This window comes from Amycolatopsis sp. NPDC051102 (assembly GCF_040682815.1).
Taxonomy (GTDB): Bacteria; Actinomycetota; Actinomycetes; order Mycobacteriales; family Pseudonocardiaceae; genus Amycolatopsis.
This window is the reverse complement of the sequence record NZ_JBFBBT010000005.1, coordinates 329,737-341,793: the sequence shown is the minus strand read 5'-3', so window position 1 is coordinate 341,793 and position 12,057 is coordinate 329,737. Positions and strand designations below refer to the sequence as shown.

Annotated in this window: 11 protein-coding genes; 8 read left to right on the top strand and 3 right to left on the bottom strand. The window is 71.0% G+C overall.

The features are described from left to right. The first annotated feature begins 135 nt into the window (after positions 1 to 135). The 8 genes from AB0M93_RS18850 to AB0M93_RS18815 all read left to right on the top strand — a co-directional run bounded on the left by AB0M93_RS18850 (position 136) and on the right by AB0M93_RS18815 (position 8,250). The gene (locus tag AB0M93_RS18850; RefSeq protein WP_364275055.1) at positions 136 to 267 is read left to right on the top strand and encodes a hypothetical protein; all 132 of its coding nucleotides are present in this window, start codon (positions 136 to 138) and stop codon (positions 265 to 267) included. A 19-nt stretch (positions 268 to 286) separates the two neighbouring features. Continuing rightward, positions 287 to 1,093 (top strand): MBL fold metallo-hydrolase, encoded by an 807-nt coding sequence (locus AB0M93_RS18845; RefSeq protein ID WP_364275053.1) that lies wholly within the window; start codon positions 287 to 289, stop codon positions 1,091 to 1,093. Between the two features lie 66 nt (positions 1,094 to 1,159). Next, complete coding sequence (locus AB0M93_RS18840; protein WP_364275051.1) at positions 1,160 to 2,116, top strand: Lrp/AsnC family transcriptional regulator; 957 nt, start codon at positions 1,160 to 1,162, stop codon at positions 2,114 to 2,116. Between the two features lie 106 nt (positions 2,117 to 2,222). Beyond that, the gene (locus tag AB0M93_RS18835; RefSeq protein ID WP_364275049.1) at positions 2,223 to 3,053 is read left to right on the top strand and encodes an LLM class flavin-dependent oxidoreductase; all 831 of its coding nucleotides are present in this window, start codon (positions 2,223 to 2,225) and stop codon (positions 3,051 to 3,053) included. Between the two features lie 275 nt (positions 3,054 to 3,328). Beyond that, the gene (locus AB0M93_RS18830) at positions 3,329 to 3,451 is read left to right on the top strand and encodes a hypothetical protein (protein ID WP_364275047.1); all 123 of its coding nucleotides are present in this window, start codon (positions 3,329 to 3,331) and stop codon (positions 3,449 to 3,451) included. Positions 3,452 to 3,494: 43 nt separating this feature from the next. Further along, positions 3,495 to 4,886 carry an endo-1,4-beta-xylanase gene (locus AB0M93_RS18825; protein WP_364275045.1) on the top strand — a complete coding sequence of 464 codons (1,392 nt, stop codon included), beginning with the start codon at positions 3,495 to 3,497 and terminating at the stop codon, positions 4,884 to 4,886. Continuing rightward, positions 4,871 to 6,226 carry a glycoside hydrolase family 43 protein gene (locus AB0M93_RS18820; protein ID WP_364275043.1) on the top strand — a complete coding sequence of 452 codons (1,356 nt, stop codon included), beginning with the start codon at positions 4,871 to 4,873 and terminating at the stop codon, positions 6,224 to 6,226. The genes AB0M93_RS18825 and AB0M93_RS18820 overlap by 16 nt, the downstream gene beginning before the upstream one ends. Positions 6,227 to 6,252: 26 nt before the next feature. Then, positions 6,253 to 8,250 (top strand): family 43 glycosylhydrolase, encoded by a 1,998-nt coding sequence (locus tag AB0M93_RS18815; RefSeq protein WP_364275041.1) that lies wholly within the window; start codon positions 6,253 to 6,255, stop codon positions 8,248 to 8,250. A gap of 77 nt (positions 8,251 to 8,327) precedes the next feature. On the opposite strand, the gene AB0M93_RS18810 is transcribed toward AB0M93_RS18815, so the two are convergent. From AB0M93_RS18810 to AB0M93_RS18800, 3 genes are all read right to left on the bottom strand, one after another. Next, positions 8,328 to 9,050, bottom strand: coding sequence for a trypsin-like peptidase domain-containing protein (locus AB0M93_RS18810; protein WP_364275039.1), 723 nt, complete (start codon positions 9,048 to 9,050; stop codon positions 8,328 to 8,330). A 26-nt stretch (positions 9,051 to 9,076) separates the two neighbouring features. Beyond that, complete coding sequence (locus tag AB0M93_RS18805) at positions 9,077 to 10,480, bottom strand: hypothetical protein (protein ID WP_364275037.1); 1,404 nt, start codon at positions 10,478 to 10,480, stop codon at positions 9,077 to 9,079. Positions 10,481 to 10,896: 416 nt separating this feature from the next. Beyond that, positions 10,897 to 12,051 (bottom strand): TetR/AcrR family transcriptional regulator, encoded by a 1,155-nt coding sequence (locus AB0M93_RS18800; protein ID WP_364275175.1) that lies wholly within the window; start codon positions 12,049 to 12,051, stop codon positions 10,897 to 10,899. Positions 12,052 to 12,057: the final 6 nt, after the last annotated feature.

Here is a 12,057-nt window from a genome sequence, read left to right as displayed (position 1 = left end):
CCCAGTTCAGCTTCCTAACCTGGGCCCATGACCGCGAAATTGACCTCTGTGTTCGACGCCTGCTGCGGCTGGTGCCACGGCCCAACGCCCGCATCGCCGAGCTGACCGGCGCCCGGTTCGGGCCCGGCTACCCAGGTGCTCGTCGCCGACGGCCGGTTCCGGATGGACTCCACGGCCGCCGCCGGCGGGTTCGCCGCGTTGCGGGCGGCCGCCCCCGCCCACCTGACCGGCGCCCTCGACCGCCACCTCGCTTCCGTTTCCGCGTGACCCCGAAAGGACAATCCCCATGAGCACCCTCGACTACCGCGTCATCGACGCGGCCGACAGCTCGCTGAACAAGACCAGCGTGCTGGTGACCGGCGAGACCGAGGCCGTCGTCGTCGACGCGGCCTTCACCCGGGCCGACGGGCACCGGATCGTCGCCGAGGTCCTCGACTCCGGCAAGCGCCTCACCACGGTGCTGGTCACGGCGGGCGACCCCGACTTCTACTTCGGCGCCGAGGTCCTCGCCGACGCCTTCCCGGAGGCGGTGTTCCTGGCACCGGCCGACGTCATCGAGCACATCCGCGCGACCTACGAGGGGAAGCTGACCGCGTGGGCGCACCTGGGCGCCAACCTGCCCACCCGGCTGGTGGACCTCACGCCGCTGACCACGCCTTCGCTCACTGTGGACGGTGCCGCGCTCGAAGTCCGCCGCGGCAGCACGGCGCTGGGCGACCGCGCCTGGTACGTCTTCGAGCCGGCCGGGCGCGCCCTGCTCGGCGGGGTGCTGCTGTTCGAGGGCCTGCACGTCTGGACCGCCGACAGCGCGACCACCGAACAGCGCGCGGAGTGGCTCCGCGTCCTCGACGACCTCGAGGCGCTGGAACCGGCCTTCGTCGTGGCCGGCCACCGCGTCGCCGGCGCGCCCACCGACCGGACGGCGATCCGGCACACGGCCGAGTACCTGCGGTTCTTCGAGAAGACGGTCGCCGAGTCCGCCGACGCGGCCACCGCCGAGGAGCGGCTGCTGGCCGCCTACCCGGACGCCGGGTTGCGGATCGCCGCGTCGCTCGGCACGAAGGTCGCGAAGGGCGAGATGGCCTGGGGCTGACCCGGGCCGCGGTGCCGGATCGGTTTTCCGCCCCCACCCGCCTCCGTCGCCGATTATCGTTTCGGGGTGGACCGAGTGGAACTGGGATTGCTGCAGGCACTGCAGATCTACGGGCGGGTGCCGTTCAGCCAGGTCGCCGAGGTGCTCGGCGTGTCGGATCAGACCGTCGCGCGCCGGTACCAGGCGTTGCGTGCCTCCGGGGACGTGCGCGTCGTGGGGCAGACGCCGCCGCACGCCGTCGGGGAGGAGGCCTGGCTGGTCCGGGTCGCCTGCAGCCCCGGCGCGGCCGACGGGCTCGCGCGGGCGCTGGCCAACCGGCCCGAGACGTCGTGGGTGCACATCGCCTCGGGTGGCGCGGAGATCGTCTGCATGGTCCGCACCCCGGCCGAGGCGGCGACGTCGTCGGTGCTCGCGCGTCTGCCCCGCACGCCACCGGTGACCCACGTCAGCGCGCACTGCGTGGTGCACGTCTTCTTCGGCGGCCCGACCAGCCTGCTGACCAAGGCCGGTCCGCTGACGGCGGCCCAGGTCGAGCAGTTCCGGCCGCCGGACGCCGGTCCGGCGGCCGGGGACGAGCCGGTCGAACTGACCGACGGCGACCGGGCGCTGCTGGCCGAGCTCGGCCACGACGGCCGCACCGGCTTCCGCGAGCTCGCCACGGCCACGGGCTGGTCCCAGACGACGGTCCGGCGCCGGCTCGGCGAGCTGCGCGACTGGGGGGCGCTGTACTTCGACGTCGACTTCGCGCCGTCGGTGCTGGGGCTGCGGACCGCCGCGTCGCTGTGGCTGTCCGTGGCTCCCCGGCACCTCGAGGCGGCCGGCGCCGCCCTCGCCGGGCACGCCGAGGTCTGTTTCGCCGCGGCGACCACCGGGCCGGCGAACCTGTACGTCAGCGTCCTGTGCCGCCATCCCCGCGCGCTCTACGCCTACCTCACCGGGCCGCTGGCCGCGCTGCCCGGCGTGTCCGGGGTGGAGACCGCACCGGTCATGCGCACGGTCAAACGGACGGAAACCGCCGCCTGAGCGCACTGTTCGGAGAAAATCGCCGAAGATCGTCTTCTTTCTGGGGTTGCTTCGCCGAAGCCGCGACAGTGGGGCCGTACTGGTTCCCTCCCGATCGGAGACTTCGATGTCCCTCAGCCTCGGCCTGCCCGTCGCCCGCCCGGAACGGCTGCTCGACTGGGCCCGGCGCGCCGACGACGGCCCGTTCCGCTCCCTCGGCCTGGCCGACCGGCTCATCTGGGACAACCCCGAGCCGCTGGTCACGCTGGCCGCGCTCGCCGGCGCGACGACCCGGATCCGGCTGCAGACCGAAGTCCTGCTCGCGCCGCTGCGCGAACCGGCGTTGCTGGCGAAGCAGGCGGCGACCCTGGACCGGCTCTCCGGCGGCCGCTTCACCCTCGGCCTCGGCGTGGGCGGCCGCGCGGACGAGTTCGACCTCGTCGGCGTGGACCTGCGCACCCGCGGACGCCGGTTCGACGAGCAGCTGAAGACCATGCGCGACATCTGGTCCGGCGGCCCCATCGGCCCGGCCCCGGCCCGCGCCGGCGGCCCCGAGGTGCTGATCGGCGGGTTCGCCGAGCCGGCACTGGAACGCGTGGCCCGGTTCGCCGACGGGCTGCTGTGCGCGACCTCGCTGGCCGCCGCGGGCCGTCAGTTCGAGTACGTCGAGGCGTCGTGGGCCCGCGCGGGCCGCCCGGGCCGTCCCCGGCTGGTCGGGCAGCTGACCACCGCGCTGGGCCCGGAGTCCACTGTGGAGGAAGCACGCGAGCAGATCCTCGCCTACTACGCCTTCGACCCGGCCCTGGCGGCCGCGACGGCCGGACGCCTGCTGACCACCCCCGCGGCCATCCGCGCGGCGGTGGCGGAGTTCACCGGCCTGGGCGCCGACGAGGTGGTCTGCTACTGCTGGTCCCCCGACACCGACCAGGTCGACCGGCTCGCCGACGTCCTCGGCTGACGCGGCCACGCGCCGGGCGTGCCGCCGAGGCGGTGCGCCCGGCGCGCGGCAATTCCGCAATCCGCGTTTCCCGGAACACCGGTTGCCGTGAAATTTTCATTCCCGCGACCGCCTTTCAGCTCGCCGATTCCGCCGATCTCGCCCGCCTCTTGTGAGCGTGAACATCCGGTGCGACACTGCGTTCGCCGCCACCCCGGAAAGGCGGCGCCCGAACTTCCGGGCCGAATGGCGCACCGGCTCTCGGAATGCATTCACCGGCGAGCGAAGGAACCACGATGAACCTCGCGAAGACTTCCGTCCCGGTGCCGCCCGCCGGGATGGCCGGCCGCGACCGCGAGGGGCGTTCCGGCCGGGCCCGGCCCGGCGAGCCCGGCCACAGCCGGCCGTACCAGCCCTGACCTCTCCCCCACCCGTCCACCACCGCCTCCAGGAAGTGCGCACATGAAACTGACATCGCGGTCCTTCTCCCGCGCGGCACTCGCCTCGGCGCTGCTCGCCGCGTCGCTCGGGATTTCGCTGACGCTCGCCACCTCCGCCGGCGCCGCGACGACGCTCGGCGCCTCGGCCGCCCAGACCGGGCGGTACTTCGGCACCGCCGTTTCGGCCGGGAAGCTCGGCGACTCGACCTACGTGAACATCCTGAACCGCGAGTTCAGCATGATCACGCCGGAAAACGAAATGAAGTGGGACGCCACCGAACCCAACCGGGGGCAGTTCAACTACAGCGGCGGCGACCGGATCCTCAACCAGGCGGTCAGCACCGGCAAGCGGGTCCGCGGGCACGCGTTGCTGTGGTACCAGCAGGAACCGGGCTGGGCGCAGCGCATGGAAGGCTCCGACCTGCGCCAGGCCATGATGAACCACGTCACCCAGGTCGCCACCCACTACAAGGGCAAGGTCTACGCCTGGGACGTCGTCAACGAAGCGTTCGCCGACGGCGGCAGCGGCGGACGGCGCGACTCGAACCTGCAGCGCACCGGCAACGACTGGATCGAAGCCGCCTTCCGGGCCGCGCGCGCCGCCGATCCGGGCGCGAAGCTCTGCTACAACGACTACAACACCGACGGTGTCAACGCGAAGAGCACCGGTATCTACAACATGGTCCGCGACTTCAAGTCCCGCGGCGTCCCGATCGACTGCGTCGGCTTCCAGTCCCACCTCACCAACTCCGCGCCCGGTGACTACCAGGCCAACCTCCAGCGGTTCGCCGACCTCGGCGTCGAGGTCCAGATCACCGAGCTGGACATCTCCGGGTCGAACCAGGCCGCGGTCTACGGCACCGTCACCCGCGCCTGCCTGGCCGTCGCCCGCTGCGCCGGGATCACCGTGTGGGGCATCCGCGACAGCGATTCCTGGCGCACCGGCCAGAACCCGCTGCTGTTCGACAGCAACGGCAACAAGAAAGCCGCCTACAACAGCGTTCTCGACGCGCTGAACGCCGGCGGCCCGACCGTGCCCACGACCCCGACCACGCCGACCACCCCGACGACGCCCACCACGCCGACCACGCCCACCACGACCACCACGACCACGCCGGTCCCCGGCGGCTGCAGCGCGTCGGTGTCGCTGAACCAGTGGAACGGCGGGTTCGTCGCCACCGTCAAGGTCACCGCGGGCACCGCCGGCCTCACCGGCTGGCGCGTGACGACCGACCTGCCCGCCGGCGCCGCCGTCACCAGCTCCTGGAGCGCCGGCAACAGCGGCACCACGGGCAGCGTCACGTGGGCCAACGTCAGCTACAACGGCACCGTCGCGGCCGGGCAGTCGACCGAGTTCGGCTTCCAGGGCACCGGAAGCGCCGAGGGGGTGACGTCCTCGTGCGCCGCAAGCTGACCTGTCTGCTGGCTGCCGTCGTGGCCGCGCTCGCCGTCCTGCCCGGCAGCGCCCACGCCGACAACCCGATCGTGCAGCACATCTACACGGCGGACCCGGCGCCGCTGGTGCACGACGGCCGCGTCTACCTCTACACCGGCCACGACGAAGACGGCTCGACGTACTTCACCATGAAGGAGTGGCGCGTCTGGTCGTCGGCGGACATGGTCAACTGGACCGATCACGGCTCGCCGATGAGCCTGTCGACGTTCAGCTGGGCCAAGCAGGACGCGTGGGCCGGGCAGGCCATCGAGCGCAACGGCAAGTTCTACTGGTACGTCCCGATGGTCAACCGCGCCAGCGGCCGGATGGCCATCGGGGTCGGCGTCGCCGACAGCCCCACCGGGCCGTTCCGCGACGCGCTCGGCCACCCGCTCGTCGAGAACGGCGAGATCGACCCGACCGTCTTCATCGACGACAACGGCCAGGCGTACCTGTACTGGGGCAACCCGAATCTCTGGTACGTGCGGCTGAACGCCGACATGACGTCGTTCTCGGGCGGTGTCAACCAGGTCCCGCTCACCACGGCCGGGTTCGGCACCCGCCCGAACGGGGGCAGCCGCCCGACGCTGTACGAGGAAGGGCCCTGGGTCTACAAGCGCAACGGCACGTACTACAACGTGTTCGCGGCCAAGTGCTGCTCGGAGTTCATCGGCTACTCCACCTCGCCCGGCCCGACCGGCCCGTGGACCTACCGCGGCACGGTGATGCCCACGCAGGGCAGCAGTTTCACCAACCACCCCGGCATCGTGGACTTCAAGGGCAGCTCGTACTTCTTCTACCACAACGGCGCGCTGCCCGGCGGTGGCGGCTACACGCGCTCGGTGGCGGTGGAGAAGTTCGCCTACAACGCCGACGGCAGCATCCCCACCATCAACATGACCACCGGCGGGCCGCCACCGGCCGACACGCTCGATCCGTACACGCGGCAGGAAGCGGAGACCATCGCCTGGGGTTCCGGCATCGAAACCGAACCGGCTTCCGAAGGCGGCATGAACGTCGGCTGGCTCGAAAACGGCGACAGCATCAAGGTCCGCAACGTCGCCTTCGGCGCGGGCGCGAAGTCGTTCACCGCCCGCGTCGCCTCCGCGGCCGCCGGCGGAACGATCGAGCTGCGCCTGGGCAGCGCGAGCGGAACCGTCGTAGGCCGCTGCACGGTGGCCGGCACCGGCGGCTGGCAAACGTGGGCATCGGTGTCCTGCCCGGTCACCGGCGCCACCGGCACCCAGGACCTGGTCCTGCGCTTCACCGGCGGGAGCGGCTACCTGTTCAACGTGAACTGGTGGCAGTTCGCCGCCTGACCGTCCCCGTCCAGTGAAGGAACATCATGTCGTTACGTTCGTCGGCCATCCGGCCGGTCCTGGCGGCGGCCACCGCGGTCGTCGCCGGGACGGCCGCGACCCTGCTCGCGGTGTCCGCCCCGGCTGTGGCCGCTTCCGGCTGCTCGGTCAGCTACACGAAGACCTCGGAATGGCAGGGCGGCTTCGGCGCGTCCGTGTCGGTCACCAACCTCGGTGACGCCGTCAGCGGGTGGACGCTCGAGTGGTCCTTCGCGTCCGGTCAGCAGGTGGGCCAGTACTGGAACGCGACGATCACCCAGGACGGCACGCAGGTCAGCGCGAAGAACGTCGCCTACAACGCCGCCATCCCCACCGGCGGCACGGCGGAGTTCGGGTTCAACGGCACCTTTTCCGCGAGCAACCCGGTTCCGTCGTCCTTCCGGCTCAACGGCGTCGCCTGCACCGGCGGTGTCGACACGCCGACTCCGACAACGACGACACCGACAACCCCCAGCACCCCGACCACCACCACGACGCCGAACCAGCCGTCCACCTTCACGAACCCGGTGGTGTGGCAGGACTTCGCGGACGGCGACATCATCCGCGTCGGCGACACCTACTACTACTCGGCGTCGACCATGCACTACTCGCCGGGCGCGCCGATCCTGCGCTCCTACGACCTGGTGAACTGGGAGTACGCCGGGCATTCGGTGCCGAAGCTGGACTTCGGCGCCAAGTACGACCTGAACGGCGGACGCGGCTACGTCCGCGGCATCTGGGCGTCGTTCTTGAACCACCGGGCCAGCAACAACACCTTCTACTGGGGTGGCTGCATCGACTTCGCCAAGACCTACATCTACACCGCCACCGCGGTGGACGGCCCGTGGTCCAAGCACACGACGATCGACAAGTGCTACTACGACGCGGGCATGCTCATCGACGACGACGACACGATGTACGTCGCCTACGGCAACACCACCCTCAGCGTCGCCCAGTTGTCCCCCGACGGGAAGACGGAAGTCCGCTCGCAGCAGGTGTTCCAGACGCCGTCGAACATCGGCACCCTGGAGGGGTCCCGGTTCTACAAGCGCAACGGCAGCTACTACATCTTCACCACGCGCCCGGCGAACGGCCAGTACATCCTGAAGGCGAGCAGCCCGTTCGGCCCCTACACCGTGCAGCAGGTGCTGCTGGACCTGCCGGGCCCGATCCAGGGCGGCGGCGTGCCGCACCAGGGCGGGCTGGTGCAGACGCAGAACGGCGACTGGTACTACATGGCTTTCGTCGACGCCTACCCCGGCGGCCGGGTCCCGGTGCTGGCCCCGATCACCTGGACGGCCGACGGCTGGCCGCGGCTGCAGACGGTCAACGGACGCTGGGGCGTCACGTACCCGAAGCCGAACCTGCCGCCGCCACCCCGCCAGGTCGAACCGATGACCGGCACGGACACCTTCCAGGGCACGACGCTCGGGCCGCAGTGGGAGTGGAACCACAACCCGGACACGACGAAGTTCTCGGTGGGAAACGGGCTGAAGCTGTCCACCGCCACGGTCACCAACGACCTGTACTCGGCCCGCAACACCCTGACCCGCCGAATCCAGGGCCCCACCTCCACGGCCACCGCCACGCTGGACCTGACGGCCCTGCGCGACGGCGACCGGACCGGGCTGGCGATGCTGCGCGACTCGTCGGCGTGGATCGGCGTCAAGCGCGACGGCGGCCGCAACCGCGTCGTGATGGTCAACGGCCTGACCATGGACGGGAACTGGAACACGACCGGCACCGGAACGGAGGTCGCGGCCGCGGACCTGCCGGGCACGAAGATCTGGCTGCGCGCCAACGCCGACATCCGTCCCGGCAGCGGCCGCCAGGCCCGGTTCTCCTACAGCACCGACGGAACGACGTTCACGCCGCTGGGCAGCGCGTTCACGCTGAACAACGCGTGGCAGTTCTTCATGGGCTACCGGTTCGCCGTTTTCAACTACGCCGGCCAGGCACTCGGCGGGTCGGTCACCCTGCAGCGGTTCGACCTGACCACGCCGTAGGGGTCTCCCCCGTCCGGCGGTGAACCGGACGCCACGGAGGTGGCCGCCGCACCGGCTCGGCGGCCGCCTCCGGCGGGCTACTTCCAGGACTCGATCTCGCCGATCACCTCCCGGGTCAGCCGCACCGCTTCGTTCGACTTCTTGTCCGGCGCCACCCCGGCGTGGATGCCCACGGCGGCCGGCGCGCGCTCCTCCAGGTACGGCGACACCGGAGCCCCGCTCTGACCACCGGAGGTCGAGATCCGGTAGTTCAGGATGCGGGTGCCCGGCGGGCTGAGCAGCTTGCCGTCGTCGTACCACAGCGAGTTCTCCGGCGCCTTGTCGTCCGGGTAGCCGGCCACCTGCCACGTCCCCGCCGTCAGATCCGCGTCGGAGGCCGCGGTCAGCCGGTAGAGCGTCACCGGGGGCGGCAGCGCCGTCGCGAGCTTCACCAGGCAGTAGTCGTACGGCCGGCCACCGGAGGGGTACTGGCCCGGGTAGGTCCACGCGGTCGCCTTGGTCACGCCGAACGGTGTCCGGGTGGCGTCCCGGCCGGCTTCGAACGTCACCGCGACGGCCCGGCCGCCGTGGTCGGCGTCGTAGACCCCGTGGGCCGCGGTCACCACGTACTGCGGGGCGATCGCGAACCCCGTCGCCTCCAGCACTTCGCCGTCCGGCATCGTGGCCGAGAGCAGGCCGAGGCCCGACCAGGGCGGCTGGGTGGTCTGCTGCACCCGCTCCCGGCCGTCGGGCGGGAACGGCATCCCGACCCGGACGTGGCTGCGGACGGGCCGGTGGAACGCCGGCAGGGTCATCGTCATGGCATTGCCTCCAAGGGGTTTCGTGGTCAGACCTTGACCCGGCGGGGAGTCGCCGAGCGGCGCGGGCGCTGCGCGGGCACCAGGCCGCCGGTGACGGCTTCCTCGATGCGCGCCAGCACCTCGTCGACCTCTTCGGGCGAGGCCGCGGTGATCTCCGGGCTGCCGTCCTCGCGGACGCCGCCGATCGACGGGTACTCCGTGAGCGTGATGGTGTTCAGCGTCGCGACCATCGTCGAGTACTGCTGCGGTGTCCACTCACCGGATTCGACCTTCGCCATGTAAAGGAGCAGCTTCTTCCGCTTGGCTTCCTTCTCGGTGTCGATGCGGTTCTGCAGCCCCTCGTGCTTGGCCTTGGTGACGCAACCCTGCGCCATCATCTGCAGGTCGTAGAAGTGGCTCTCGGTGCTCGCCGCGCACGGCACCGCCAGCGCCATCGAGCTGTTGAACCGGACCGGCATCATCCCTTCGAACGAGACCTTCTGGTCGAAGGTGATTTCCTGCTTGAAGAAATTGCTGACGTACCCGACGTTGATCGACGTGGTGAACGGCAGCAGTTTCGACGCCCAATTCTCGTCCTTGGTGGGTTCCTGCGGAGTCGGATTCGGTTCGAACTTGAACAGGCCCTCCCCCGCGGTGATCTGCTTGTTGATCGCCTCGAACAGCGTCTTCGTGCTGTTGAGCATCTGCCAGCCGAACTCGTTGCCGCCGCTGCCCTGGATGTAGCGGATGTCGACGATGTTGTTCGTGATCAGCTCCTGGGTGATCTTGTCGATGCTGGTGCCCAGGTTGAACCAGCCGAGGTTCAGCCCGACGTCGACCTTCGTCCGGGTGTACTCCCAGACCCTCCGCAGGTCGGCGTGGATTTCCGCCACCCACGGGTCGGCGTACAGCTCGGCCTCGCCGGAGAGGTTGATCGCGAAGTCCGGCCGCGGCTCCGCGTGGTCCTGTTCGCTGCCGACCAGCTCGGCGAACAGGCTGTTGCCACTGCCGATCTGGTAGCCGGTGCTCGCGCCGATGGACAGCTCGTTGGGGAAGGTGGCCGAGCCGCCGGTGCCCATGTCCACGATGTGCTTGGCGAAGATCGGCTGCACGGTGACGTTGTTCAGCACCAGCGGCACCAGGTTCGGCTTCTTGACGCCGTAGACGTCCCCGATGACCTTGGTGATGTTGGCCCGCTGGGCGGTGGTGAGCTCCGGCACGGCGGTCCCCGAGAGGTTGCCGCCGACGCAGCTCTGGTAGTTCTCGTTGCCCATGTCGACCCAGTACGGCTTGGCGCTCACGCCGTAGTAGTCGACTTTGAAGCTGCGCAACGTCTCCCCGAGGACCGAATCGATCCGCAGCGGGAAGTAGTGGAACATGTCCTGCTTGTCCTTGTCCTGGTACGCGACGACGCCGTCCGCCGCAGCGGGACGGTTCAGCCTTCCGGCCATGGGAACTCCAGAAAAGGGAAGGAACAACGGGTGGGTGGAAACGTGCTCCGGCGGCCGCCGCTTTTCACGCCTTGGCCACGTTACGCAGATTCCCCGCCGATCCATCAGTCCACGAACTGATGACCTTCACTCACCGCGGGTCACAACGGCTTCCCGATCGGCCGGGATTTCCCCCGGTCCGGCAGAATCGTGCCGCCAAGCGGACCGCTTTCCCGCGCCGGCCGCCGTCCGCTCCGCCGCCGCGCAACCGGAAACCCTTTGTCCCCAAAGCGAAGACGCCGAGTGAGCGCGGCTGCTCCACGCGGGGGATGCGCTTCCCGTCGTGACGGAACCGCCGGCAACGCGGATCAGCTGTCCGCGTTCCGGTTGGGCCACCCGGAGGACCGGCCGTCGATCGAACCGGGCGGATTCCGGGGTCAGAGCCCGAGGGCACTCGCGAACAGGGCGGCGACGGCCGCGCGGTGCTCGGGCCGGTCCGCCCACCGCAGCAGGCGTCCCGCTTCGACGACCACGCCGAACCCCGCGTGCACCAGCACCCGCGCCTGGCGGGCGTCCAGCTCCGGGCGGGCCTCGCGCAGGTGCTGCTCCCACACCGCGATGTGCTCGCGCTGCGCCGCCACCAGCGGGCGGCGCAGCGCCGGCGGCAGTCCCGCGATTTCGGCGTCGGCCACGCTGGTGAGCGTGTGGTGCTCGAAGCTGTACGCCACGTAGGTCGCGGTCAGCGCGGCCAGTGCGTCGTGCGGGCCGGTCGTCCCGCGGAGGTTGTGCTCGACCGCCTGGGCCAGCAGGGCGGCGGCCTGCAGGCACGCCGCCGCCAGGATGTCGGCCTTGCCGGGGAAGTACCGGTAGAGCGCGGACGGGACCAGGCCCACCGCCTCGGCGATCCGGCCGTTGGTGACGGTGGCGAACCCGTCCCGCTCGAACAGCGGGACGGCGGCCGCGAGGATTTCCGAGCGCCGGGTGCGGGGCACCGGCGCGGCCGGGAGTTCGACCACGCGCGCGGTCGCCGCGGGACCGGTCGCGGCCACCCGCAGCGCCGCGTCCAGCAGCAGGGTTTCGGCCCGGCGCTGCGCGATCGAGGTGTGGTGCATCGTGACCGACCCGATCGCCCCGAGCGCGGCCACCGCGCGCAGCTGCTCGCCGGGCCACGGGTGCGCGCGGCGCACGACGTCCGTGACGCGCCCGACGACCTGCGCGAACTTGGCCCGCAGCAGCCTGCGGTCGGCCCGCTCGAGGTACCGGGCTTCCCACCGGTACACGCCCCCGGACGCGCGGTGGGCGACGGTGACCCGGGTGACGGCGGCGAGGACGCCGGCCGGCCCGGCGTCCCCGGGGACGTCGCCGAGCGCCGCGACCAGCCGGTCCGCCATGACGTTCGCGCACTCGGCGAACAGCGCGTACTTGTTCGGGAAGTGCCGGTACAGGGCGGCCGCGGTGATGCCCACGCGCGCCGCGATCTCCTCCATCGACGCCGCGTGGTAGCCGCGCTCGCTGAACAGCGTCGCGCCGGCCTCGACGATGAGCTGCCGCCGGTTGCGCGGCCGCACGGCCGCGGCCGGCCCGGCCGTCACCGCGGC

What these genes read in the sequence shown, in the direction of transcription:
- AB0M93_RS18815 (WP_364275041.1), top strand. Translation starts at nt 6,253, where the DNA reads ATGTCGTTACGTTCGTCGGCCATCCGGCCGGTCCTGGCGGCGGCCACC.
- AB0M93_RS18825 (WP_364275045.1), top strand. Translation starts at nt 3,495, where the DNA reads ATGAAACTGACATCGCGGTCCTTCTCCCGCGCGGCACTCGCCTCGGCG.
- AB0M93_RS18845 (WP_364275053.1), top strand. Translation starts at nt 287, where the DNA reads ATGAGCACCCTCGACTACCGCGTCATCGACGCGGCCGACAGCTCGCTG.
- AB0M93_RS18830 (WP_364275047.1), top strand. Translation starts at nt 3,329, where the DNA reads ATGAACCTCGCGAAGACTTCCGTCCCGGTGCCGCCCGCCGGGATGGCC.
- AB0M93_RS18835 (WP_364275049.1), top strand. Translation starts at nt 2,223, where the DNA reads ATGTCCCTCAGCCTCGGCCTGCCCGTCGCCCGCCCGGAACGGCTGCTC.
- AB0M93_RS18805 (WP_364275037.1), bottom strand. Translation starts at nt 10,480, where the DNA reads ATGGCCGGAAGGCTGAACCGTCCCGCTGCGGCGGACGGCGTCGTCGCG.
- AB0M93_RS18810 (WP_364275039.1), bottom strand. Translation starts at nt 9,050, where the DNA reads ATGACGATGACCCTGCCGGCGTTCCACCGGCCCGTCCGCAGCCACGTC.